The 25,695-nt window shown below is 67.5% G+C and carries 20 protein-coding genes; 11 read left to right on the top strand and 9 right to left on the bottom strand.

Translation table 11 applies throughout. The features are described from left to right. The first annotated feature begins 585 nt into the window (after positions 1-585). Positions 586-1,770 (top strand): Cmx/CmrA family chloramphenicol efflux MFS transporter, encoded by a 1,185-nt coding sequence (locus tag K7711_RS07725; RefSeq protein ID WP_222966064.1) that lies wholly within the window; start codon positions 586-588, stop codon positions 1,768-1,770. Here K7711_RS07725 and K7711_RS07720 read toward each other — a convergent pair. The 8 genes from K7711_RS07720 to K7711_RS07685 all read right to left on the bottom strand — a co-directional run bounded on the left by K7711_RS07720 (position 1,718) and on the right by K7711_RS07685 (position 12,437). Next, positions 1,718-2,749, bottom strand: coding sequence for an ATP-dependent 6-phosphofructokinase (locus tag K7711_RS07720; RefSeq protein WP_222966062.1), 1,032 nt, complete (start codon positions 2,747-2,749; stop codon positions 1,718-1,720). The genes K7711_RS07725 and K7711_RS07720 overlap by 53 nt on opposite strands. 187 nt (positions 2,750-2,936) lie before the next feature. Beyond that, positions 2,937-4,259: a cation:dicarboxylate symporter family transporter gene (locus tag K7711_RS07715; RefSeq protein ID WP_222966060.1), complete on the bottom strand. Its 1,323-nt coding sequence runs from the start codon at positions 4,257-4,259 to the stop codon at positions 2,937-2,939. Between the two features lie 86 nt (positions 4,260-4,345). Next, entirely contained in the window at positions 4,346-5,242 is an 897-nt protein-coding gene (locus tag K7711_RS07710; protein WP_222966058.1) for a substrate-binding domain-containing protein, read from the bottom strand. Continuing rightward, entirely contained in the window at positions 5,235-6,098 is an 864-nt protein-coding gene (locus tag K7711_RS07705; RefSeq protein WP_222966056.1) for an amidohydrolase family protein, read from the bottom strand. The genes K7711_RS07710 and K7711_RS07705 overlap by 8 nt, the downstream gene beginning before the upstream one ends. 254 nt (positions 6,099-6,352) lie before the next feature. Next, positions 6,353-7,252 carry a serine hydrolase gene (locus K7711_RS07700; protein WP_222966054.1) on the bottom strand — a complete coding sequence of 300 codons (900 nt, stop codon included), beginning with the start codon at positions 7,250-7,252 and terminating at the stop codon, positions 6,353-6,355. 182 nt (positions 7,253-7,434) lie between these two features. After that, positions 7,435-10,308, bottom strand: coding sequence for a serine/threonine-protein kinase (locus K7711_RS07695; RefSeq protein WP_308014524.1), 2,874 nt, complete (start codon positions 10,306-10,308; stop codon positions 7,435-7,437). Positions 10,309-10,380: 72 nt separating this feature from the next. Then, positions 10,381-11,073, bottom strand: a complete 693-nt coding sequence (locus tag K7711_RS07690; RefSeq protein ID WP_222966822.1) for a response regulator transcription factor — start codon at positions 11,071-11,073, stop codon at positions 10,381-10,383. Beyond that, positions 11,073-12,437 (bottom strand): sensor histidine kinase, encoded by a 1,365-nt coding sequence (locus K7711_RS07685; protein WP_222966052.1) that lies wholly within the window; start codon positions 12,435-12,437, stop codon positions 11,073-11,075. Before K7711_RS07685 ends, K7711_RS07690 begins: the two co-directional genes overlap by 1 nt. Positions 12,438-12,620: 183 nt before the next feature. Here K7711_RS07685 and K7711_RS07680 point away from each other — a divergent pair, with 183 nt between their 5' ends. From K7711_RS07680 to gatB, 4 genes are all read left to right on the top strand, one after another. Further along, positions 12,621-12,941, top strand: coding sequence for a hypothetical protein (locus tag K7711_RS07680; RefSeq protein WP_222966820.1), 321 nt, complete (start codon positions 12,621-12,623; stop codon positions 12,939-12,941). A gap of 61 nt (positions 12,942-13,002) precedes the next feature. After that, complete coding sequence (locus K7711_RS07675) at positions 13,003-13,728, top strand: ABC transporter ATP-binding protein (protein WP_222966050.1); 726 nt, start codon at positions 13,003-13,005, stop codon at positions 13,726-13,728. Then, complete coding sequence (locus K7711_RS07670) at positions 13,725-16,217, top strand: ABC transporter permease (protein ID WP_222966048.1); 2,493 nt, start codon at positions 13,725-13,727, stop codon at positions 16,215-16,217. Before K7711_RS07675 ends, K7711_RS07670 begins: the two co-directional genes overlap by 4 nt. Before the next feature lie 362 nt (positions 16,218-16,579). Continuing rightward, the gene (gene gatB, locus K7711_RS07665; RefSeq protein WP_222966047.1) at positions 16,580-18,094 is read left to right on the top strand and encodes an Asp-tRNA(Asn)/Glu-tRNA(Gln) amidotransferase subunit GatB; all 1,515 of its coding nucleotides are present in this window, start codon (positions 16,580-16,582) and stop codon (positions 18,092-18,094) included. 60 nt (positions 18,095-18,154) lie between these two features. Here gatB and K7711_RS07660 read toward each other — a convergent pair whose 3' ends face one another. Beyond that, positions 18,155-19,288 carry a PQQ-dependent sugar dehydrogenase gene (locus tag K7711_RS07660; RefSeq protein ID WP_222966045.1) on the bottom strand — a complete coding sequence of 378 codons (1,134 nt, stop codon included), beginning with the start codon at positions 19,286-19,288 and terminating at the stop codon, positions 18,155-18,157. A 226-nt stretch (positions 19,289-19,514) separates the two neighbouring features. Between K7711_RS07660 and K7711_RS07655 the strand changes: the two genes are divergently transcribed. From K7711_RS07655 to K7711_RS07630, 6 genes are all read left to right on the top strand, one after another. Continuing rightward, positions 19,515-20,324, top strand: a complete 810-nt coding sequence (locus K7711_RS07655) for a DoxX family protein (RefSeq protein WP_222966043.1) — start codon at positions 19,515-19,517, stop codon at positions 20,322-20,324. 203 nt (positions 20,325-20,527) lie between these two features. Then, a complete protein-coding gene (locus tag K7711_RS07650) occupies positions 20,528-21,376 on the top strand; it encodes a nitrilase-related carbon-nitrogen hydrolase (RefSeq protein ID WP_222966041.1) in 849 nt (282 codons plus the stop codon). A 67-nt stretch (positions 21,377-21,443) separates the two neighbouring features. Next, a complete protein-coding gene (gene hydA / locus K7711_RS07645; RefSeq protein ID WP_040826396.1) occupies positions 21,444-22,865 on the top strand; it encodes a dihydropyrimidinase in 1,422 nt (473 codons plus the stop codon). Between the two features lie 10 nt (positions 22,866-22,875). Next, positions 22,876-23,901: a TIGR03842 family LLM class F420-dependent oxidoreductase gene (locus K7711_RS07640; RefSeq protein ID WP_222966039.1), complete on the top strand. Its 1,026-nt coding sequence runs from the start codon at positions 22,876-22,878 to the stop codon at positions 23,899-23,901. Next, positions 23,898-24,203: a hypothetical protein gene (locus K7711_RS07635; protein WP_222966037.1), complete on the top strand. Its 306-nt coding sequence runs from the start codon at positions 23,898-23,900 to the stop codon at positions 24,201-24,203. Before K7711_RS07640 ends, K7711_RS07635 begins: the two co-directional genes overlap by 4 nt. 10 nt (positions 24,204-24,213) lie before the next feature. Then, on the top strand, positions 24,214-25,653 hold the full coding sequence (locus tag K7711_RS07630; protein ID WP_222966035.1) for an NCS1 family nucleobase:cation symporter-1: 1,440 nt from the start codon (positions 24,214-24,216) through the stop codon (positions 25,651-25,653). Positions 25,654-25,695 lie beyond the last annotated feature (42 nt).

Genomic DNA, 25,695 nt, shown 5'->3' with positions numbered 1-25,695 from the left:
GTGCCGGCGGAGCATCCCTGTCACCTGCACCGGAGCATCGCGCAAGACATTTCGACAACTCATCGGTGACGGGCCGAACATTGTGCGGCACAACTTATTGCGGCACGTCGCAAACGAATTCCCGCCAGACGGACCATCATCCGAAGGGTGCCAGCGGAGCATCCCTGTCACCTGCACCGGAGCATCGCGCAAGACATTTCGACAACTCATCGGTGACGGGCCGAACATCCTGCGGCACAACTTGTTCCGGCACGTCGTAATCGAATTGCGGCCAGACGGGCCATCATCCGAAGGGTGGCGGGGCATGACGCTGTAGTCGCCGCTTCAGTGTGATGCAGGTGGGTTGTTAAGGTGTCGGAGTGAGTTCTCCGGAGGCATCCAGACGGTAGCCGCTCGGCCTGTGGGCCGGGCGGCGTTGTGAGTGTGCGTGTCGCCGGTCGCTGAGCGACTGGTGCGGTTCGCGATTCTCGCAGCGCCGGATGATGTCGGTTTCCTGCTGTCGGGTGCTGGTTCGCCCGATTCTGCAACTCGTCTCGGGTGCCGTGGGAATGACTGCGGCGCCTCGTATCCGGGGAGTTCTCTCTTATGCCCATTGTGGTGTTCGTGCTGGCTGTTGCGGTTTTCGCGCAGGGCACGTCCGAGTTCATGGTGTCGGGACTGTTGGGGCCGATCGCGGCCGATGTCGGGGTGTCGCTCGGTGCCGCCGGTTTGCTGACCTCGCTGTTCGCGGCCGGCATGGTGCTGGGGTCGCCGGTGATGGCGGCGGGCCGGTTGCCCGTCAGGCATTCGGTGACAGCGTTTCTGGGGTTGTTCTGTGCCGCGCATATCGTCGGCGCCGCGACGACCGGGTTCGCGGTGCTGCTGGTGACGCGCGTCGCCGCGGCGGTCGCCAACGCCGGGTTCCTGGCGATTGCGCTGGCCGTGTTGCCGCGGTTGGTGGGCCCGGCGGTGCTCGGGCGCGCGACCTCGGTGGTGGTGTCCGGGGTGACGGTGGCCTGCATCGCGGGTGTTCCCGCGGGCACGCTGCTGGGGCAGGTCTGGGGTTGGCGTTCGGCGTTCTGGGCCGTCGCCGTCCTCAGCGCGGCAGCGCTCGTGCCGGTGTGGATGATGCTCGGTGACGTCCGCGATCGCGCCACGCCGGACGGCCGGGCACGGTCGGTGCGGCGCGAATGGTCGGTGCTGCGGCAGCGACCGGTTCTGGTCGCCGTCGTGGCCGGGGTCCTGGTCAACGCGGCGACCTTCGCCGCGTTCACCTATCTCGGCACCATCACGAACGGCATCGCCGGGGGTGATCGGTGGGTTCCGGTGGTGCTGGCCCTGTTCGGCGTCGGCTCATTTCTCGGAGTGATGGTCACCGGTCGTTACAGCGACCGTCATCAGCGGCGGATCATCGTCGTCGGAACGGCCCTACTCGCCGGAGTCTGGCTGCTGGCCGCGGTGACCGCGCATACGTTGGTCGGGGTGTTGGTCATGTCGGTGGTGGCGGGCGCGGTCGCGTTCGGTGTCGGTTCGACGCTGATCGCGACGATCGTGCAGACCGCCGCACCGGCTGCTCCGCGTATCGCCGGTGCCTTGGCGACCACCGCATTCAATGTCGGTGCCGTCCTCGGCCCGGTCGCCGCCGGTCCACTGGTCGACCGCACCGACCGCCCGGCCACGGCACTGTGGTGCAGCGCCGTCTTCACCGCTGCTGCGGTGGGTGTCGTGCTGGCGCGGCTCAGCCGAAGAAGGCGGCCGCCTCGTCATGCCGGTGTGCCGGAACGAGTTTGAGCTGTTTGGTGGCCTCGGAGAGGGGGACGAGGTCTATTTCGGTGCCGTGCAGGGCGACCATCTGGCCGAACTGGCCGTTGTGCACGGCCTCGGTGGCGTGCACGCCGAAGCGGGTGGCCAGGACGCGGTCGAAGGCGGTGGGGGTGCCGCCGCGCTGGACGTGACCCAGGACCGTGGTGCGGACCTCCTTGCCGATGCGGCGTTCGATCTCCACACCGAGCTGATGGGCCACACCGGTGAAACGTTCGTGACCGTATTCGTCGATGCCGCCCTGGCGCAGCGCGAACGAGCCCTCAGCGGGTTTCGCGCCCTCGGCCACCACGCAGATGAAATGCGAATCTCCGCGCTGGAAGCGGCGTTTGATCATCGTGCACACCTCGTCGACGTCGAACGGCACCTCGGGGACCAGCGTCAGGTGTGCGCCCGCCGCGATACCGGCGTTCATCGCGATCCATCCGGCGTGCCGACCCATCACCTCCACCAGCATCACGCGCTGATGCGATTCGGCGGTGGTGTGCAGGCGGTCGATGGCGTCGGTGGCGATGGTGACCGCGGTGTCGTGGCCGAAAGTCGTATCGGTGCAATCGATGTCGTTGTCGATGGTCTTGGGCACGCCGACCACCGGGACGCCCTCGTCGGCCAGCCAGCTGCCCGCGGTGAGCGTGCCCTCGCCGCCGATCGGGATGAGTGCGTCGATGCCGTTGTCGTCCAGGGTCTGCTTGACCCGGCCCAGGCCGTCACGCAGCACGTCCGGATTGGTGCGCGCGGTGCCGAGTATGGTGCCGCCCTTGGTGAGTATCCGGTCGGTGCGATCGTCGTTGTGGATGTGGATCTTGCGATCCTCGAGTAGTCCGCGCCAGCCGTCCTGGAACCCGACGACCGCGTCCCCGTAGCGGCCGTTCGCGGTGCGGACGACGGCTCGGATGACCGCGTTCAGTCCGGGGCAGTCTCCGCCTCCGGTCAAGACTCCGATGCGCATGCCACATATCTTGCCGTACTTTTGGCCTCCGCTCCGCTCCGGCGTGTTTTCGACGCTGTAAGGCTCGTCGTTGCACGCTCGAGACTCGGCCTTCGGCCATGCGCTTCGAGCGTGCAACGACGAGCCCGCGCCGAAAACCTCGGGGTTGGTGTTGTCGGCCTCGGGGACCGGAGGCCGGTCCACCATGTCAAACCCGCGCCGCCAGCTCCGCGTTCATCTTCGTCCAGTCGATCGCCTTCTCCCACTTCCCGACCACGACCGTGGCCAGGCAGTTCCCGGCGATGTTGGTGAACACGAAGGCTGCCGAGAGGATCTTGTGGACCCCGAGGATGAGCGCCACGCTGGCCACCGGGATGGTGTGGGTGGCGGCGAGGGTCAGTGCGAGCATCGGGATCGCCGAACCCGCGACCCCCGCGCCGCCCTTGGAAGTCAGCAGCAGCACGACCATCAGGCTCAACTGACCGGCCACGCCGAGGTGGGTATCGGTCGCCTGCGCCAGGAACACACTCGTCGCCGCCCAGTACAGGCAGGTGCCGTCGTGGTTGAAGCTGTACGCCGTCGGCAGGACCAGACCCACCACCGACTCGCTCACACCCAATTTCTCGAGTTTGGCCGTCAGCTGCGGAAAGACGCTCTCCGAGGAACTCGTCCCGATGACCAGCAGCAGCTCCTCCCGGAAATACCTGAGCAATTTCCAGAGGCTGACACCGGCGAAAAACGAAATGGGCCACAGGACGACAACGAAGAACACCGCCACGGTGAGAAAGAAGACGAGTACCAGCGAGCCGAGTGACAACAGGGTGTGCAGCCCGTAACTGGCCACCGAGTAGGCGATCGCCGCACACGCCGCCAGCGGAGCGAGCTTCATGACCTTGCCGATGACCCAGAACAGACTCTGCTGCACGGTGTCGATGACTCCCACCAGCGGTTCGGCCTTGGCGCCGAGGGCGGCGACACCACAGCCGAACAACGCCGAGAACACCAGCACCTGCAGGATGTCGCCCTTGGCGAAGGCATCGACCGCGCTGGTCGGCACCAGACCCTCCAGGAAGGTCGAGATGCTCATGGATTTCGCGGCATGCACGGACTTCGCGCCGCTCAACGATGCCGGATCCACGTGCATGCCGGACCCGGGGTGCAGCACGTTGACCACGACCAGACCGATCACCAGCGCGAAGGTGGTCACCACCTCGAAGTAGAGGATCGCCTTCACCGCGATCCGTCCGACCTTGCCGAAATCGCGAACCTTGGCGATGCCGAGGGTGACCGTGCAGAAGACCACCAGCCCGACCACCATCTGGATCAGATTGATGAAGATCGTGCTGACCACGTTGACGTTCTTGCCGACGATCGGGACGAAGACGCCCAGCAGCACGCCGAGCACCATGCCGACGAGGACCTGGAAGGTCAGGTCCTTGTACAGCGGTTTACTGAAGGGGCTCAACGCCTTCCAGTCGAATCGCCGATGCCGTGACTGCTCGGGTCGGGGCAGAGTCTCTGAAGCGGACATGCGGAACTTCTCTCTGAGCAACGCCGGTGCGGCGTTCGGGAGGGGCACGGACCGGGCGGGGCCATGCCGCTATCGGGGGATCGAGTTCACGCTCGAGGTGCGGGAATCCGGTCGAGCGATGCGAACACCTCTGCGGAGGTCAGCGGCCGGGGCAGCATGCCCTGGGCATGGCATTGTGCGGCGATGGCGTCGATCGGGCCGGCCAGCCGCGACAATCCGGCGGCGGTCACCGGGATATCCGTGGCGCGCTCGGCGGCCAGATACTCGGCGCGGGTCAGCATCTCCCAGACCCGGCCGACGGTCTCGGGGTGGGCCTGCAGGGTGGGCAGCGACACTGCCACGAGGTGGTTGACCGGGACGTAGCCATATTCGTCGTACCAACGTCGATCGCGTTGCCGCGCTTGACTTATCAGCGGGACGAACTCATCGCCGGCCGGCAGGTCGTTGCCGAAGATCGCCGCATCGATCGCACCGTCGCGCAGGGCGTCGACGAGACTTCCCGACAGGGTGCGGGAGACGAAGTCCGGATCCTCGTACTCGGGGACGTGCGCGGGATTCTGGGTCAGCCACGCCATGTCCTCGGCACGCAGGCCGTAGTCCTCGTGCAGATGAGTGCGGATCCAGAAGCCGGTGGTCTGCGTGTAGGAGCGCACACCGATGCGCCGACCGCGCAGTTCGATGGGATCCTCGATCCGATCCTCGGCCCGGCCGACCAGACATCCGCGCTGGAAGCGTCCGGCCACGACGACGGGCAGCAGCGCGATCGGATGACCGAAGGCCACCGCCTGCAGCGCGGTGACGATCGCCAGCTCGCAGACGTCGAAGCTCTGCTCGCGCACCATCGGCGCGAAGGCCCGGTGGATGGGGTCGACGTCGGCGAAGTCGAGCCGCACCATCGGGTCGCTCACCTCGCGACTGCGAAGTATCTGTGCGACAGGGTGTTTGCCCAACGCCGCAGTCAGGGTGACGGTCTGGTCAGACATGCTGCGGTCCCTGCTCGCGCAGCGCGTAGAAGTTCGCGACGCTGCCGCCGAAGAGGTTGGCGGCGTCGGCCGGATCGAGTCCGCCGAGTGCGCTGCGGGCGTCGGCGAGAAGTCCGGACAGGGCGCCCGCCGCGGCCGGGAAATTCGATCCCCACATGAGCCGCCGCGATCCGTAGGCGGAGAGCAGCGCCGCCAGGAAGTCGTCGATCGTCGAGGCTCCCTCGCGGGCCGCCTGCAGCGCGCGGTGGGTCACCTTCAGGTGCACCCCGGGGTACTCGGCGAGCTGAAAGAGCCCGCGTGCCTCGGCATACGGCGGGCCGTCCGACAGGATCGGCCGGGCGCAGTGGTCGAGGACGACCCTGACCCGCGGGAACTGCTCGAGGATGCGCCGCAGTGCCGGGATTCCCTCGATCGTCATCTGCAGACAGACCGGAATGCCCTGTGCCTGAGCGCATTCCCACACCGGATAGGAGTCCTCGTGGCCCAGCCAGTCCGCTTGTCCCGGCATGGTGGTGCCGGTGGTGAAGAGGCGGAAGCCCGAGAGTCCCTGATCCTGCCAGTGGTTGATGCGGTCCACCGCGTCGGGTGCCAGCGCGTCGAGGGAGAACACACCGGTCAGCCGATCGGGATGGGCGCGAACCGAATCGGCCAGATAACGGTTGTCGTGGCCGTACACGGTCGATGCCTGAACTACGACCGCCCGGTCGATCCCGGCTTCGTCGAGCGCGGCCAGCAGGCCGTCGACGTCGACCGGATGCTCGACCGACCAGGTGGATTGCCGTCCGCCGATGGGGTCCACCGGATACCGGTCCGCGTCGGTGGCGATGACGTGCGTATGCGAATCGATGATGCTCACAGTCGCTGTGCTCCTCGTGTTCTCAGGTCGATCGGTCCAGCGCACGGCACACCTGCGCCCAGAGCCGGTCGGTCCTGGTCGATCTGTGTGGTGGCACACGTCGTCGGCGGAAAGTGGCGCCTGGCACAGTCGCCCGAACCGCCTTGGAGCCTATATGTTCACATTATTGTTGACAATAGCGTTGGCGATCTTGAAGCTCGAAGTGACAACTGCGCTGTGTGCAGGGAAGGAAGCCGGATGACCGGGTGATTCTGCTAGTGCGCCGAAGCGCAGGAACCCACCGGAAGATCGCCGAGATGCTGGGTGATCAGTGGGGCGATCCTGTTCAGCATCGCGGTGCCGTCGTCGAAGGACCCCGAATTCGCCTGGGCGGCGACGGCGATCGCCATCTGCCCGTTCGGCGTCGTCACCAGGCCGAATTGGCGGACCAGATAGTTGCCCGACGGGTCGGGGCCCCAACCGCCCTTGAAGGTGACGTTCTCCAGATGCCCCAGACCCCACTGCTGACCGGGGACCACCTTGCCCATCAGATCGGTGACCGTATTCGCATTGGGCAGGCACGGCAGATGCGAAGCGAACCGCGCCTGATCGGCCAGTGCCCAGGTGGCCTGGCCGAACGCCGAATAATCCGCGCGAGATCGGGTCGCGGGAACCTTGGTGGTGCTGTCGCCGCCCTGCTGCAAGACCTTCTGCACCGCCTGCGCGGCCTGATCGCCGGTGCCCAGTGACTGCCACAGCGAGTCGGCGGCATTGTTGTCCGATTCGGTGATGGCCGCGGACATCGCATAACTGGGCGTGTTGCCGTTGGTGCTCAGCACCGCCAGGGTCAACGGCACCTTCATCGTCGACCAGGCCGGACCGGAGGTCCAGTCGCCCATGGAGGTCGCGGTGTCGCTACCGACCGCCATGATCGCCATCCCGGCGTGCCCGCCCAGAGTCGGCAGCAGCGAGGTGAAATCGGCGGCCAGACTTCCGGGCAACGCCACCAGCGGACCGGGACTGCTGGACGTGGTCGCATGGGTCACGACCGGATCGAGGAGGGGGGCGGCGTTGTCGGCGGCCTTGGAGCATGCCGCGCTCGCCAACAGGGCCAGCCCGCACACGGCTGCCCCGAGGCTCCTGCGCCACCTGCTCGGCTCTCTGGGTACCTGCACCCGGCCACCTCCACATCGCGCGGTGGCCCGCGTCCGGGCCACCGGTCAGTCGTGGAATTCTGTGCCGTCACGCCCCCGGGGTCAAATGCACCGACGCGCGATGGCGCATATGTGACGGAACGCGTGACGTTTCGGCAGGCCACACGACCCGATCGCGGTCCATTTGCCGGAGCGGCCCTTGTTCAGTACACGTACACCACGGCGTTGTCGCCGCCGGAGCAGGTGATCAGACGACCGGTCGCCTTGCAGGTCATGGTGTACGAGCGGCCCGTGGTCGGGCTGACCGCGACCACCGACGTCGGCGAGTCGGACTCCGCGTCGGCCTCCTTCGCGTACGCCTTGCGGACCGCTTCGGCGAAGCCACAGGTCGTCTGCGAATTGCCCGACGCCGCCCGGGTGTACTTGGTGTCCTGCCCCGACGAACTCGACGAGCACGCCGTGGACCCCTCGGGCGGTGTCGAGGTGGCCGCGGTGGTCGTGGTGTCCGCTGCCTCGGTCTGCGGAGCGGCCATCGGCGCGGTGGTGGCCGCCACCGCGGCGGTCTGCTGCGCGGCCGAGGAACTGCTCGTGGGGGATTTGCCCAGCACCTGCCAGCCGACCACGCCGACGCCGATGGCCACTGCCGCGCCCAGGAAGCCCAGTACCAGCGGCACCGCGACCGAACGCTTCTTCGGTGTGGTGCTGCGCTCGCCGTATCCGGCCGGGGTGTCGGCGTATTCGTAGTCGTCGGAGTACTCGCCGTTGTCGTCCGGGCCGTAACCGAGAACGGAATGCGGTGTGCGGTCGTCGTATTCGTCCCGGCCGTACTCGTCCTGGTCGTATTCGCCCGCGACGTAGTCGTTCTCGGCGTACTCGCCTTCCGCGTACTCGCCCTCGGCATAGGTGCCGTTGTCGTATTCGTCCCGGCCGTACCCGTTCTCGGCGTACTCGTCCTCGGAATAGTCGGCGTAACCCTGACCGGTGTGGGTGGCCTCGGAGTCGTAGTCGCCGTACTCGTCCTCGTAGCCGTCTTCGGTGCGGTAACCGGCCTGGTCGTCGTAACCGTCGTGCGATCCGTACTGCGACTCGTCCTCGTACTCGGCGTAGCCCGCACCGATCACGCCCGCGGCCGCCGCGCCGGCGGTGGTGCCGTGCGGCAGCAGTTCGGTATGTGGCGCCGGATCGGACTCCGGCGCTCGCGGTGGCAGTTTCGGCGCCGGCGAGGTCGGCTCCGATGCCTGCGGCGGCAGACTCAATGCCTGATTGGTCGACTCGGGCGCTCGCTGCGGGAGATGCTGCGTCGCTTGGGCCGACTGCGCCGCGCGTTGTGGGAGTACCGAGGTCGGAGGGGTCGGCTCCGGCGGTGGGATCGGCTGCGGTGACCGTTGCGGGAGTACCGATGTCGGAGGAGTCGGCTCCGGCGGTGGGATCGGCTGCGGTGACCGTTGCGGGAGTACCGATGTCGGAGGAGTCGGCTCCGGCGGGGGAACCGGCTGCGGCGACCGCTGCGGAAGTTGCGATGGCTGCGGCGCGCGTTGCGGGAGTTGCGCCGCCGATCGAGTCGACTCCGGTCCTCGTTGCGGGAGAGTCGGTTCCGACTGGGCCCCGCGTTGCGGCACCTTCGGCGCCGACGGGGCCGATTCGCCCGCCCGCTGCGGCAGCCCCGGTGGCTGCGGTGATTTCGGGGCGAACTCGAACTCCTCCCGGGACATCCGGGAGGGATCCGTAGGCGTGATCACCGGGAGATCGCTGCTGGTATCGCGCTCCTCCGGATCGGCGGGGGCGATGATCCGCAACGATCCGGTCGTCTCGTAACCCCGTGGGGCAGGGGCCGGTTCGTCGGGGATGTCCTGATCCGCGGAGGTCGGCACCGGGCCACGGGCCAGCGCGTTGGTCGTCTCGTCCGCATTGGACGGTATGCCCGTGCCCGCGCCGGTCCGCATGACGGTGGTCGCCGAACCCGTGGCCGGGGGGATCTCCTCGCGCGGTTCGGGTCCGGACTCGGGCAACTCGTCGCCGCGCGGCTGGAACTGCGCCGCGATCGTCGGACCGTCGGGCCCGAACGGCTGGAACGTCGTGGGTTCCAGCACCGGCCGGGCTGCACCCGGTCCGGGAGCCGCGCGCTGTGGCAGTGGCGGCAGCGGACCCGCCTGCACCGCACCGGTGTCCTGCGGCCGCGGCGGATCGACCGGGGTCGGGGTGGGCGGCGGCGGTGGTGCCGCGACAGCGGTCTCGCTCCCGCCCGACAGACCTACCGCGGCACGAGCGGCCCCGGCGAACTCCCCGGCCGAGGCGAATCGGTCCTCGGGCGACTTCGACATGGCGTGCGCGAGAACCGCATCCAGCGCCGCGGGCACGTCCGAACGCTGCAGGCTCGGCCGCGGCGGCGTCTCGGACAGGTGCGCGCGGATCAGTGCGCTCACGTTCTGCACCGGGAACGGCGTTGCACCGGTGAGGCATTCGTACAGAACACAGGCCAGCGAATAGATGTCCGAGCGGCCGGTGACCGGACCCGAGTCGAACCGCTCTGGCGCCATGTAGGTGTACGAACCCGCCGTGATGCCGACCATCGTGGTCGAACTGTCGCCCTCGCTGCGGGCGATGCCGAAATCGGTGAGGAAGGCGAAATCGGTCGGCGTGACGAGGACATTGGCCGGTTTGACGTCACGGTGCACCAGACCCGCGCCATGTGCCGCATCGAGCGCGGTGGCGATCTGCTCGACGATGTGCACCGCGCGCGCGGGCTCCATCGATCCCTGCCGACGCAGCAGCGCGCGCAGGTTGTCGCCACGGATCAGCCGCATGTCCAGATAGAGCATGCCCTCGATCTCGCCCGCGCGATTGATCGGCACGATGTGCGGGTCGGCGATGCGTGTCGCGGCATGTGATTCCCGGCGGAACCGCTCGCGATAACTCGGATCCTGGGCGAGCTCCTCGGGCAGCAACTTCAGGGCGACGACGCGATCGTTGTGGGTGTCGTACGCCTCGTAGACCTCGCCCATGCTGCCGCGGCCCAGCATGGAGCGCAGCTCGTACGGACCGAATCGGCCGCCGGTCCGCGGCCGCGATGCGTTCACCGGTGAAACCTCCGTCCCTGGGCAGGGTGCGAGACCCGTGCCCGGCTGTCTCACCGGGGTTGCCTGCCCCTCTTACGCCGACGATTCTCCAGGTGCGACTACTCCGTGGTCAAACGCGAACACGATCGCCGCGGCTCGATCCCGCAACCCGAGCTTTCCGAAAATGTGTCCGACGTGGCTCTTTACCGTGACCTCCGAGATGCCCAACTCGGCGGCGATCTCGGTGTTCACCCGCCCGCGACCGATTCGCTGCAATACTTCATACTCCCGCGCGGTCAGCTCGTCCAGGCCCGAACGGGTCTTGACCGCAGTCGGCGCAACCGTGCGGTATGCCGACAGCACTCGTCCGGTTACCGACGGATCGAGCCAGGATCCGCCGCCCGCGACCGTGCGCACCGCGCGGATCAGATCCTCGGCGGGGGAGTCCTTGAGGATGAATCCGGCCGCGCCCGCGCGCAGTGCGCCCGAGAGCAGTTGGTCGTCGTCGAAGGTGGTCAGCACCAGAACCGGCGGCGCGTCGGTGCGCGAGCGCAGAATTCGGGTCGCGTCGATGCCACCGACGCGCTTCATTCGCAGATCCATCAGCACCACGTCGGCGGGCTGCGCGGCGAGCGCGGCCGGAACCTCGTCGCCGTCGGCGCATTCACTCACCAGGAAACCGTCGCGGCGGCGCAGGATCCGGCGCAGGCCGCCGCGCACCAGCTCCTGATCGTCGACGACGAGTACGCCGAGCGCGTTCTCCTCGGACTGCGAAGTACCCGGAATCACATACCCTCCTGGAGTTTGCGGGTCAGAGCGGTGAACGCGTCGCGCACGCTCCGCAGATGATCCTCCGGGCCCGAGACCGGGCACGTCAGGCCGGTGGCGGGGTCGGTGATCGGGAATCCGGCGTGCACCTCCCACTGACCGTCGGCGGGGCCTGCGGTCAGGCTGCCGCCGATCAGGGTGGCGCGCTGGCGCATTCCGGAGATGCCCATCCCGCGGCCGCGCCGGGTCGGGGCCGGACCGGTGAGGGTGTTGGTGACGACCGCGCTGACCCGGGTGTCGGTGACCTCGATGCGCAGCGTCGCCGCGGCGTCGGGGGCGTGCTTGGCGATATTGGCCAGCGATTCCTGACTGATCCGGAACAACGCCAGACCCGTCGTCGCCGAGACGGTCGTGATATTCCCGGACACCGAGTAGTCCACGTCCAGGCCCGCGCGCACGAAATCCTCGACCAGAGCGGCGATATCGTCCATACCGGGTTCGGGGGTCAGGCTGGACGGAAGCTGATCGAGCAGGCCCACGGTGTGCCGGATGTCGGCCATTGCCTGACGGCCCAGCCGCTCGGCGTCGCTGAGCGCGTCGATCGCCTCCTCGACGTCGCGGTCGGTCTGTAGTGAATGGCGGGCCGCGGTGAGGTGCAGCAGTGTCACGCTCAGCGAATGCGCGATCACATCGTGCACCTCGCGGGCGATCCGGCGGCGTTCCTCGTCGGCGGCGCGCGCGGCGCGGATCTCCTGATTCTCGCGTTCCTGGTACAGATACAGGCGCTGGTACTGCATCATCAGCCCGACCAGCGTGCCCAGCACGATGCCGACCAGGTAGGCGGGCAGCGAATCGATCCCGGGGCCCACGATGTGGAACAGCAGCAGTTGCAGCATGGCCAGGGCCGCGAACGGCAGGCTGATCCGTTTGCTCGCGATCGCCGCGACCTCCCCGGCGACGACCACCAGCACGAAGGGCGAGGCGTCCAGCGGAACCGGCTGCAACAGGAACATGCCCTGCGCGATCAGCCCGACGATGCACAGCGGCACCGGGCGCGGCGGGACACCGAAGACGGTCAGGATCGGGAATGCGAAGGTGACCAGCAGCAGCGCCAGAATGGGCAGGGTGGTCCCGAGGTAGCCGTGCCGCTGGATCACGCCGGTCATCGCGGCGATCGACAGGGCCAGATCGGCGGTGACGATCACCGCGGGCGGATAGTCGAACGGCAGTTCGGCGATGTGTTGCTCGAATGTGCCGCGCGGGTCGTGCCAGAAGTCCACGATCCGCTGCCGCGCGTGCCGCCACCCCACGATCGCCTTCCAGGCCACCACGGCCAGTAGCACCGCGGCGGCGGTCAGCACGATGATCCGCAGCACCTCCATGTACCAAGGCTAGCCAGTCGGTGTGACACCGATCATCGTCCCTGGAGTGGGTGTGCGCTCCTACCGGAGTAGGAGTCGAACTCACGCCCTCGGCACGACGATTCGCCGACGTCGTGTCCGTAGCGTCGATGCCACAGCGTTCGGTGGACCGATGCCGGGCGCAGGAGGGAAGGGGTGAGTGCGATGACGTGGAAAGATCTGCACGCCCGTACCGAAATTCTCGATGTGGTGCTGACGCGCGCGGCGGCCGACCCGGCGAATCCGGGTCTGCTACACAGACTTCCGGACGTCGATCGGCTGTTCGGCGGGCCTGCCGGAGTGCTGGCCGCGCTGCAATACCGCTGGGACAACCATCTGCACGTGAAGCTCGATCTGGCGTTGCTGCAAGGACAATCGGCCGCCGACGCATATCTCGAACTGGCCGCCGAACAACCCGTGCTGCGCGCCGTACTCGACGCCCAGGACGTGCGCCGGTGGCGCGCGCCCGAGGTGCTCGTGCGCTGAGGCCGACCACAAACCGGAGACAGTGCCCGGTCGACGGGCAGAAACGAGGAGGGGAGCACCGATGTTGGAATTGACCGACGTCGTCAAGGAATACCGAGTGGGGCAGCAGCGGGTCCGCGCCCTCGATGGCATCAGCCTGACCATCGCCGCGGGCGAGTTCACCTCCGTCATCGGCCCGTCCGGATCCGGCAAGTCCACGCTGCTACATCTGCTGGGTGCGCTGGACTCGCCCGATTCGGGGTCGATCACCTTCCAGGGGGAGGAGATCGGCGACCTCGGCGACGACCGGCAGTCCGAATTCCGGCGGCACCGTGTCGGATTCGTCTTCCAGTTCTTCAATCTGCTGCCGACGCTGACCGCCTGGGAGAACGTGGCCATTCCGAAGCTGTTGGACGGCACCGGATTACGCAAGGCCAAACCGCGGGCGCTGGAACTGCTGGACCTGGTCGGGCTCAGCGAGCGTGCCGAGCACCGCCCGGCCGAGTTGTCCGGCGGGCAGATGCAGCGGGTCGCCGTGGCGCGGGCGCTGATCATGGATCCGCCGTTGATCCTGGCCGACGAGCCCACCGGCAACCTGGATTCCAAGACCGGCGCGGCCATCCTGGAACTGTTCGGCACGATCACCGAGCAGGGCAATTCGGTGGTGATGGTCACGCACGACATGAGCGCCGCGCACTACTGCGATCGCGTGATCACCCTGGGGGACGGGCGAATCGGATCGATCACCCGCGGCGAGCACGCCCCCGAGCGACGTTCCGCGGACGGCCGGCCGGCGGTTCGCGCATGATCGCCGCCGCGTGGGATCGCCTGCGGCTGTTCAATATCGGCGAGGTGATCGCGCATCGCGGCCGCACCATCATGTCGCTGGTCGTGATGGCCGTCTCGGCCGGGCTGCTGGTCTCGGTGCTGAGCATCTCCGGCTCGGTCACCGGCTCGGTCGACAAACTCACCCGGGCACTCGGAGGTAAAGCGGCACTGGAGATCTCCGGTGTCACCGACGGCGGATTCGACCAGGATCTGCTGCCGCGGATCCGGGCGGTGCCCGGGGTCTCGGCGGCGGTGCCGATGGTGCGATCCAGGGTCGGCACGGGTGAGGATCGCACGTTGCTGCTCGGGGCCGACGCCAGCGTGTCCGCGCTGGACAGCGCGCTGGCCGGGCCGATGAGTTCGCAGGCGGTGAAACTGCTCTCGGTGCCGGACGGAGTGCTGGTCGGCGCGGGTCTCGGGCGACACGAGGGGGAGCGGTTCACCCTCGGATCGGCCACGGTGACGGTGGCGGGCGTGCTGGACGACAACACGTCCGGACAGCTCAACGGCGGTCAGATCGTGGTGGCGGCGCTACCGGTGGCCGAGAAGATCCTCGGCCGGTCCGGTCAGCTCGACTCGATCCAGATCGTGCCGACGCCGGGAACCGATGTGGGACAACTTCGTTCGGCGCTCACCGGAGTGGTGAACGGACGTGCGGTGGTGGCCGATCCGAGTCTGCGCACCGCGCAGGCGGGCGGAGCCATTCAGCTGGTGCGCTATTCGACCACGATGGCCTCGGCCGCGGCGCTGATCGTCTCGGGCTTCCTGATCTACAACGCGATGAGTATGGCTGTGGCGCAACGACGTCCGGTGCTCTCGCTGCTGCGCGCCATCGGCGGGCGGCGCGGGCCGATGGTGCGCGATCTGATCGCCGAGGCCGCGCTGCTCGGCCTGATCGGCGGCGGTATCGGCGCGGTGGTGGGAATGTTCATGGGGCGCACCGCGATCGATCAGGTGCCTTCGGCGATGATGGCCTCGGTGCAGGGCCGGATCGAATATATGGTGCCCGGATATGCCGTCCCGATCGCCATCGCGGCCTGTGTGCTGGCCAGTACCGCCGCGGCAGCGATCGCGGCACGGCAGATCTACAAGGTGCAGCCGATCGAGGCGCTGGCCCCGGTGGGGGTGTCCAAATCCGATGCGGTGAATCCGCTGTTGCGCTGGGGCGCGGTACTTCTCGGCGGTGTGATGGTCGCCGCGGCGATCCTGATCGCCCGCTCCGACCTGGGCCGCTTGTCCCTGGCCGCGATCTCGCTGTCCATCAGCGCGGCGGTGGTGCTGTGCTTCGCGGCGACCGGACCGATCGTGCGATCCGCGGCGGCGGTCGCGCGGGTGTTCGGTGCGCCGGGAGCGTTGGGCGCCACCACGATCGAGCGCGCTCCGCGCCGGGTCTGGGCCACCGCGATGACCGTCATGATCGGTGTGACCGCGGTGGTCGCGATGGGCGGCGCGTCACACAATCTGGTCGATTCGGCGACGGCGACCTTCGCCGATGTGGGACGCCGGGACGCCTACGTCAGCACGAGTTCGATGGCGGAGTTCCCGACCGGGCCGCTGCTGCCCGCGGATCTGAAGGCCCGGATCCGGGCGCTGCCGGGGGTGGTCGATGTGGGTTCCGCGCAGATGGCATTCGCCACGCTCGGTGGCGGGCAGGTGATGTTGCAGGCTTATGAGCGCGGCATCCCGGCCGGTCCGGTCACCGAGTTGCGTCCCGGTGTGCAGGATCGGATGGCGCGCGGTGACGGTGTGGTCGTCTCGGGGGATGTGGCGCGACAGCTGGGAGTGCACGAGGGTTCCGAACTGGATCTGCCGACGCCGACCGGAATTCACAAAGTTCATGTGCTGCAAGTGATTCCGTACTTCTCGGCGATCACCGGCACGGTGCTGCTGGATCTGGACATGATGCGCCGGTGGTACGAGCGGCCGGGGGAGACCATTCTCGGAATCAATTACGCGCCCGGTGTGAACCCCGCGACCGAACTCGACCTGCTGCGACGGGCCGTGCCGCAGGGACTGGCGGTGGACACCGGTGCGGGTTCGGTGGCGGCGGTGTCCAGCAGCGTGAAACAGGGGACGTCGCTGTCCGGATCGATCCTGTGGATCGTGGTGCTGGTCTCCACGATCGCCCTGCTGAACACACTGATGCTCTCGGTGCTGGAAAGACGCCGTGAACTGGGCGTCCTGCGAGCGATGGGCACCAGCCGCCGATTCATGCTGCGCGCGGTACTCACCGAGGCCGCCGGAATCGGGCTGACCGGCGCGGTGCTCGGGCTGGCGATCGGCGCCGCGGTCCAGTACCTTGCCGACATCGCGTTCGGACGGGCCATGACCATCCCCGTGACCTACACCCCGAGCCCGATGCTGCTCGTCTACGCCTCGGCCGCACTGGTTCTCGCGCTACTGGGTTCGATCCCGCCGGCGCTGCGCGCGGCCCGCATGCCGATCGTCGAGGCAATAGCAGCCGATTGATCGGCTGTATTTTTGGCCTCCGCTTCGCTGCGGCGTGTTTTCGGCGCTGTAAGGCTCGTCGTTCAGCCCTCGAGACTCGGCCTTCGGCCATGCGCTTCGAGGGCTGAACGACGAGCCCGCGCCGAAAACCTCGGGGGTGTTCTTGTTGAGCCTTTCGCTTCGCGGGCGGCTTTCGGCGTACAGAGACGATTCGCCGCCGGGCACGTGTTTGTACGTCGGGGCGCTCGGCTCACGCCGGGGGTGGGGCTCCGCCGCACTCTTTCGCGTTGGTCGCACCCGTTGCAATGGCTGGGAATGGGTGCGGCGACCTGGACAGGGTGCGGCGACTCGACGGTGTCGGGGCTTTACATAGACTTGTCGGCATGACTGCACCAACGGTGGACTTGATGGACTATGCCGATGTCGTCGACCGGTTCGAGCCGGTGCTGGGCATGGAAGTGCATGTCGAGCTGGGCACCGCGACGAAGATGTTCTGCGGCTGCCCGACAGCCTTCGGCGCCGAGCCGAACACCCAGGTCTGCCCGGTCTGCCTGGGGCTGCCCGGTGCGCTGCCCGTGGTCAACGAGAAGGCCGTCGAGTCGGCCATCCGGATCGGCCTCGCGCTGAACTGCTCGATCACCCCGTGGGGCCGGTTCGCGCGCAAGAACTACTTCTATCCGGATCAGCCCAAGAACTACCAGATCAGCCAGTACGACGAGCCGATCGCCGTGAACGGGTACCTGGACGTCGTGCTGGACGACGGCTCCACCTTCCGGGTCGAGATCGAGCGTGCCCACATGGAGGAGGACACGGGCAAGTCCCTGCACGTGGGCGGCGCCACCGGCCGCATCCACGGCGCGAGCCACTCCCTGCTGGACTACAACCGCGCGGGCGTTCCGCTGATCGAGATCGTCACCAAGCCGGTCACCGGCGCGGGTGAGCGCGCGCCCGAGGTGGCTCGCGCCTACGTCACGGCGCTGCGCGAGGTCCTCAAATCGCTCGCCGTCTCGGACGTGAAGATGGAGCAGGGCTCGCTGCGCTGCGATGCGAACGTCTCGCTGATGGCCAAGGGCGCCAAGGAGTTCGGCACCCGCACCGAGACCAAGAACGTGAACTCGCTCAAGAGCGTCGAGGTCGCGGTGCGGTTCGAGATGCGCCGTCAGGCTGCGATCCTCGCCGAGGGCGGTGCGATCCTCATGGAGACCAGGCACTTCCACGAGACCGACGGCACCACCTCGCCCGGCCGCATCAAGGAGTCCGCCGAGGACTACCGCTACTTCCCCGAGCCGGACCTCGAGCCCATCGCCCCCGACGCGGCGTGGGTCGAGCAGCTGCGCGGCACCATCCCGGAGTACCCGTGGCTGCGGCGCGCCCGCATCCAGGCCGAATGGGGTCTGTCCGACGAGGTGTTCCGCGATCTGGTCAACGCCGACGCGCTGGATCTGATCATCGCGACCGTCGATGCGGGCTCCTCGGTCGACGCCGCCCGCGCCTGGTGGGTCAACTACCTCACCGAGCAGGCCAAGGAGCGCGAGGTGGCGCTCGAGGAGCTGCCCATCACCCCGCAGCAGGTCGCCGAGGTCGTCGCCCTGGTCGAGGCCAAGACCATCAACAGCAAGGTCGCCAAGCAGGTCGTCGATTTCGTGCTCGCCGGCGAGGGTGAGCCGGGCGCGATCGTCGAGGCCAAGGGCCTGGGCATGGTGTCCGACGATTCTGCCCTGCAGGCCGAGGTCGACAAGGCCCTGGCGGCCAATCCCGATATCGCCGAGAAGATCCGTTCGGGCAAGGTGCAGGCCGCGGGCAAGGTCGTCGGTGACGTCATGAAGGCCACCCGCGGTCAGGCCGATGCCGCCCGCGTGCGTGAGCTGGTGCTGGCGGCCTGCGGAGTCGCCGGATAGCCGCCATCGGCGGATGAAGCAGCGGTGGCGCATTCGAGCCGATGCGCCACCGGCCTTCGATCAGTCCGGCGAGCCGTTGCCCGAGCCGCCCTTCGGCGGCGGAATCCGCACGACGCGGTCGTCCAGCGGTCCGGCGGCGGACGGCTTGTTCACGGTGTCCACCCAGACGTAGCCGTCCGGGGCCAGCGACGCGCCGTTCAACTGGCCGTATTTGTTCTGCGCGACCATGGTCGGCGGGGTGGTGATGGCGTGCGTGTTCTGGTCGGCGTTGGCGAACGCCAGTGCCTTGCCCGCGGCGAGTGAGACCGCGACGCCGTCGGCGGCGGCCGCGCAGCCGCCGACTCCCGGCCGGTCCGGCCAGGTCCACCCGGTGCTCACGGTGCCGTTGGCGTCCACGCGCTGCAGCCGGTCCTCGGTCGCGGTGCGGTCTGTGAACCAGATGGTGTCCTTGTGATCCGGGCAGATGCCACCGGCCGTGCCGATGCCCGAGGCGAGAATCTTCGGATTCGCGCTGCCCGGTCCGGGGTTGTCGATGGTGAATACCTTGCCCGCCAACGAATTCGGATTTCCGGCCGCGCCCGGATCGCCCGCGTTACCTGTCTCCACCACCATCTTCGAGGCCGAGACGAAGTCGATGGCGCCGCGATTCCCGGTGGCGCCCTTGGGGATTCCGGTCAGGATCGGCTTCGGTACGCCGCCCGCGCCGATGCGCACGATGCGGTTGTCGCTCGCGGTGGTGACGTACGCGTACATCAGCCCGTCCTCGTCGTAGGTCGGCGACAGTGCGACGGCGGTGAGGCCGCCGTCACCTGCGGCATCGACATCGACCTTTGCCGCCTCGGTAGGGGTCGGCGGTATCTCGCTGGGGTCGACGTTGACCACCTTCAGGATCCGTCCGGTGACGCGCTCGGCCACCAGCGCCTGCTGCCCGTCGGGCAGGACGGTGAGCCCGCCGGTGGTGTCCAGGCAGGACACCACGACGCTCGGATCCGAGTCGACGCAGGGGCCAGCGGCGCGTTTGGGCGTGGACGGTTTGGTCTGAGGTGTGGTGGTCGGTCCCGATCCCTCGGGGCTGATGCTGGGCGCGGGGGTGAACGGTTTGGAGGCGGAATCGTCGAAGCTGGCACACCCGGCCAGCAGACCTGCGGCGACGGCCAAGCTGACAGCGATACGGCCCGCGACAACCACACTCATGGGTCAGACGTTACGGAAATACCGCGGCGTACGCTCGCAGGGGGGTGACCCGACCGGCCCGCGTGGCGCGGACACGCCGCGCGGAGACGAAGCGCGGATCCCGGCGCCGACATAGTCTGCTCGGGTGACCGACAAGCCGCATGCATTATCCGAGTCGAACACCCCGGGGCATCCCGGGGAGCCGGCGCGCAGTCCGTACGATGCGCCCACCGGGGAGTTCCCGACAATGAAATCCGCTCCCGGCTCGGATGTCCCGCGCACCGAAGACGAACTCGGCCTCGATCCCGATGTTCCCGCAAGGGGAGGCTCGTCCGCCGAACCGTATACCACCGGCCAGTACGAGTCGGTGGGCATCGGCCGGTACGAATCGGCCAAGAGTGAACTGCCCGGCGAGGACCGGGATGTGCCGGAGGGCGATTCCATGGCCGCGACGTATTCCTTCGCCACCATTCCGCCCGCGCCGAGTGGTGGCGGTGGTGACAGCACCCCGCGGCAACGTCTGACTCGCATCGACGCGCGCCGCGGCACACAGGATCTGGGCCTGCTGGTGCTGCGCCTGGTCATCGGCCTGACCTTCCTCTACCACGGCCTGCAGAAGCTGGCCGGATGGTTCCACGGACCGGGCCTGAGTGGCACCCGCGAGATGCTGTCCTCCGGCGGTTGGAAGCACGTCGAACTGTCCGCGTCGATGCTCACCGTCGCCGAGGTGGGTGGCGGCATCCTGATCATCCTGGGGCTGGCTACGCCCTTGGCCGCGGGTGCGGTCCTGGCCTCGATCAGCGACGCGTGGCTCTGGAAACAGGGCATGTCCTCCGGATTCCAGTACAAGACAGTCGAATTGGAGTCGATCCTCGCGGGCCTGGCCGCTGCGTTGATCCTCACCGGTCCCGGCCGTCTGTCTTTCGACCGCAGCCGCGGCTGGGCGACCCGCCCCAGCTACGGCTCCTTCGTTGTCCTCGTCCTCGCCCTGGTCGCCGCCGCAGGCGCCTGGTTCTACCTGCACGGCGGTAACCCGTTCCACGGCATTCGTCACTGACCTGAACCGCTGTTCCGGCGATCCGCTGTCCCGCGATTCGCCGTCCGGAAGGCCGAGCCCGCATCTGTCGGGCTCGGCCTTCCGCGTACTCTGCGCATTTCCGCCTGGTCGTCGCGGCGGCAGGTTTACAATTCCTGCATTCATCGAAATATTCAGGAAATGTTTATATTCGACAATAATTGAATTCTGGAAGGAGAACCTCCATGGCGACGATCAAGGCGGCCATCACCCAGGCCACCTGGACCGGGGACAGGGAATCGATGCTGGCCAAGCACGAGAAGTTCGTCGAGCAGGCCGCGGCCGAGGGTGTGCAGGTGATCTGCTTCCAGGAATTGTTCTACGGGCCGTACTTCGGAAATGTTCAGGACAAGAAGTACTACGAGTACGCCGAATCGGTGCCCGGTCCGACCACGACGCGATTCGCCGAACTGGCCCGTGAGCACAACATGGTCGTCGTCCTGCCGGTCTACGAGCAGGAGCAACCCGGCGTGCTGTACAACACCGCAGCGGTGATCGACGCGGACGGCAGCTATCTGGGTAAGTACCGAAAGCACCACATCCCGAACCTGCCGGGCTTCTGGGAGAAGTTCTATTTCCGGCCCGGCAACCTCGGCTACCCGGTCTTCGATACCGCGGTCGGCCGCATCGGTGTCTACATCTGCTACGACCGTCACTTCCCCGAGGGCTGGCGGGCGCTGGGCCTGGCCGGCGCGGAGCTGGTGTTCAACCCCTCGGCCACCAAACCCGGTCTGTCCAACCGGCTTTGGGAGCTCGAGCAGCCCGCCGCCGCGGCCGCCAACCAGTACTACATCGCCGCCAACAACCGGATCGGCACGGAGAGCGACGAATTCGGCGATGCGGCGGTGACCTTCTACGGCAGTTCGTATTTCGTGGATCCGCGCGGCAACTACGTCGGCGCGGTCGCCTCCACCGGCACCGAGGAACTCGTGATCCGCGAACTGGACCTGGACGTGCTGCGTGAGGTGCGCGGGGACTGGCAGTTCTACCGGGACCGTCGCCCGGATTCGTACGAGGCGATCGTCGCTCCCTGAGCCCGGCCCGCCCGCCGACTCCGCAAGCCTCACCTCTTCCGGTCCTCTTCCTAAGGAGTTTCCCGGTATGCCAACCACTTTCATCACCGGCGGCACCGTCGTCTCGGCAACCGGCCGCACCGCCGCGGACATCCTCGTCGACGGCGAACGGATCGCCGCACTGCTCGAACCGGGCAGCACCGTGCTGGGTACGGACCTGGCCCGGACCGCGGACACGGTCATCGACGCGACCGGCAAATACGTCGTCCCCGGCGGCATCGACGCGCACACGCACATGTCGATGCCGTTCGGCGGCACCACCGCCTCGGACGATTTCGAGACCGGCACCCGTGCCGCGGCCTGGGGCGGCACCACCACGATCATCGACTTCGCGGTACAGAAGTTCGGCGAGCGTCTGCAGGACAGCCTGGCGACCTGGCACGAGATGGCCGCCGGACAGTGCGCGATCGACTACGGGTTCCATCAGATCGTCGGCGACGTGAACGACGCGTCGTTGCAGGCGCTGCGCGGGCTGCCGGACGAAGGCATCACCAGTTACAAGCTGTTCATGGCCTATCCGGGCGTGTTCTACAGCGACGACGCGCAGATCCTGCGCGCGATGCAGACCGGCGCGTCGACCGGCCTGATGACGATGATGCACGCCGAGAACGGGCCCGCCATCGACGTTCTCGTGGGCCAGCTGCTCGAACAGGGCAAGACCGATCCGTACTATCACGGCATCGCGCGGGCCTGGCAGCTCGAGGAGGAGGCCACCCACCGGGCGATCATGTTGGCCGATCTGACCGGCGCCCCACTGTATGTCGTGCACGTGTCGGCGAAACAGGCTGTCGCACAGGTTGCTTCGGCGCGCGATCGCGGCCGCAACGTCTTCGGCGAGACCTGCCCGCAGTATCTGTATCTGTCACTCGAGGAGCAACTGGGCGCACCGGGTTTCGAGGGCGCCAAGTGGGTCTGCTCCACCCCGCTGCGCTCGCGCGCGGAACACCATCAGGACCACATGTGGCAGGCGTTGCGCACCAACGACATTCAGATGGTCGCCACGGACCACTGCCCCTTCTGTATGAAGGGGCAGAAGGATATGGGCGTCGGGGATTTCTCCAAGATTCCCAACGGCATAGGCTCGGTCGAACACCGGATGGACCTGATGTATCAGGGTGTGGTCGAGGGCCGGATCAGCCTCGAGCGGTGGGTCGAGATCACCTCCACCACACCGGCGCGCATGTTCGGGCTCTACGGCCGCAAGGGCGTGCTCGCGCCCGGCGCGGACGCCGACGTGGTGATCTACGACCCGAACGGGCACACCTCCATCGGCCTGGGCAAGACCCACCACATGAATATGGACCACTCGGCCTGGGAGGGTTTCGAGATCGATGGGCACGTCGACACGGTGCTCTCCCGCGGCAAGGTTGTCGTCGACGCGGGGGAGTATCTCGGACGCAAGGGCGACGGGCGCTTCGTGCGCCGCGATCCCTGCCAATACCTGATCTAGGGAGACGGCAATGCAATTCGGCGCGGTCCTGCAGTGCGATCCTCCCTCGGCGCGCACGGTGCATCTGGCGAAACTGGCCGAGGCGTACGGCTTCAGCCACGTGTGGACATTCGATTCGCATATCCTGTGGCAAGAGCCGTACGTGCTGCACAGCCGAATCCTGAACGAGACCAAGCGAATTACGGTCGGCCCGATGGTGACCAATCCCGCCACCCGGGACTGGGCGGTGACCGCGTCCACCTTCGCCACCCTCAACGAGGCATACGGCAATCGCACGATCTGCGGTATCGGGCGCGGTGATTCGGCCGTGCGGGTCGGCGGCGGTCATCCCACCACACTGCGGACGCTGCGCGAATCGATCCATGTCATCCGAGAGCTGGCGAACTCCCGCGCGGTCGAATACGGCGGGCGCACGCTGCAATTCCCGTGGAGCGTCGGCTCGCGGCTGGAGGTGTGGGTCGCGGCCTACGGCCCGAAGGCCCTGCAACTCGCGGGCGAGGTCGCCGACGGATTCATCCTGCAACTGGCCGACCCGGACATCGCCGAGTGGACGATCAGCACGGTCCGGCAGGCCGCCGCCGCGGCGGGACGTGACCCGGGGGCGGTGAAAGTCTGTGTGGCAGCACCGATGTACATCGGGACCGACTACGCGCACATGCGTGAGCAGTGCCGCTGGTTCGGCGGCATGGTCGGCAATCACGTCGCCGACATCGTCGCCCGCTACGGCGCGAACGGACAGGTCCCCGCGGCGCTGACCGACTACATCACCGGGCGGCAGGGCTACGACTACAACCTGCACGGCCGCGCGGGAAACACCCACGCGGACTTCGTCACCGACGAGGTCGTCGACCGGTTCTGCATCCTGGGCACCCCCGAGGAACACCTCGCCAAGCTGCGCCGCCTCGCCGAACTCGGCGTCGATCAGTTCGCCGGATACCTGCAACACGACGACAACGAGCAGACCATGCGCGTGTACGGGAACACCGTGATACCGCAGCTCACTCCGGCCGTGACCGCGCTACGGGTGGACTCGTGACCACCGCCGAGATGAACTGGCAGGCATACGATTTCGCCCAGATCGAGGTGTCGCCGGGGTGGTTCGTGCAGCAGTCGCGGGTGATCGGTGACGCCGTCGATGTCGGACGCGAGCCGATCGATGCGCCACCGGCACAGAGTCTTTCGCTGATCAGTGCGGTGCTTGATGGGCCGGTTTGCCTGGCCGACAGAAGGATTCACGTGGTGCAGCCGTCCCTGGTGACCGCCCGTGAGGTGGGGACCGTGGTGGGCGTGATTCGCGAGGCATCGGCCCCGCGAGCCGACCGCCTCGAGATCGAGTGAGGAATTTCCCATGACGGACACACAGCCTGCACCGGTAGTCGAACGCTCGGCGCTGGTCAATGCGGACCTGAAGCCCACGACCTCCGATTCCGACGCCTGGCGCACCTGGGACCTGTTCTGCCTGTGGATGACCTCGGCGCACAGCATCGGCAGCTACGGATTCGCCGTCGGCATGCTCGCCCTGGGCCTGACCGGGTGGCAGACCATGCTGGCGTTGTTCGTCGGCGTGCTGGTGCTGTGGGGCGGTAGCAATCTGATCGGGGTGGCCGGGCAGCGGGTCGGGGTGCCGTTCCCGGTGTTCGCCCGGGGTGCGTTCGGCATTTTCGGCGCGAACATCCCGGCACTGCTGCGGGCGCTGGTGGCGGTGTTCTGGTACGGCATTCAGACGTATCTGGCCTCGACAGCGGTGATCGTGTTGCTGCTGCGGGTCGCACCAGGACTGAAATCGCTGACGCAGCACAGCTTCATCGGCCTGTCGGAGCTGGGCTGGATCGCGTTCCTGGTGCTGTGGGCGGTGCAGCTGCTGGTCATCACCTACGGCATGGAAGTGGTGCGCCGGGTGTCGGATTTCGCGGGGCCGGTGGTGTGGATCGGGATGCTCGCGCTGGCGATCTGGATTCTCGGAAAGGCCGGTTGGAGTATCGATTTCGGCTCGCGCGCGGGTGCGGCGCTGTCGGGCGGCAAGACCGTTGCCGCGTTCGTGGGAGTGGCCTTCCTGATGGTGGCGTTCATGGCCGGGCCGCTGGTGAACTACGCCGATTTCGCGCGCTTCTCGCCGAGCAGGAAGGCCATCGTGCGCGGCAACGCGTGGGGAATTCCGTTCAACGAGACAGCTTTCGTGGTGATCTCGATCGTCATCTCACTGGCCACGTTGAAGGTGTACGGCAAGGTGCTGTCCGATCCGGTGGAGCTGGTCGCGCACATCCACAGCGATACGATCGTCATCATCGCCGCGGCGGTGTTCGCGATCGCCACGGTCGGCATCAACGTGGTGCTGAACTTCGTCTCCCCGTCCTACGACATCTCCAACACCGCACCGAAATACATCTCGTTCCGTACCGGCGGCATCATCACCGCCGTGCTGTCGATCCTGGTGCTGCCCTGGAAGTTGTGGGAGAACCAGAATTTCATCGTCTACTTCCTCGGCGGCGTCGGCGCCCTGATGGGCCCGGTGTTCGGCATCCTGATCGTCGACTACTATCTCATCCGCCGCCAGCGCACAGTAGTGGCCGACCTGTATTCCGAAGCGCCCCAAGGCATGTACCACTACACCCGCGGCTTCAACCCTCGCGCTCTGACCGCCCTGGCGATCTCGGGAACGGCCGGGGTCCTGGTCGCCCTGGTTCCGCACTCTCAGTACGTGACGGCGCTGTCCTGGCCGGTCGGTGTAATCCTCGGCGGCGGGCTGATGTATGCACTGAGCGTCGGAAGACGTTCCGCGGTTGTGTGATGCGCCACCAGCAGTCGGATCTTCAGTTCCGACACACCTCCA

Source organism: Nocardia coffeae (assembly GCF_019890715.1).
Classification (GTDB): Bacteria; Actinomycetota; Actinomycetes; order Mycobacteriales; family Mycobacteriaceae; genus Nocardia; species Nocardia jiangxiensis.
Note: the sequence above shows the minus strand (reverse complement) of the source record. Positions and strands in the feature narration are given on the sequence as shown.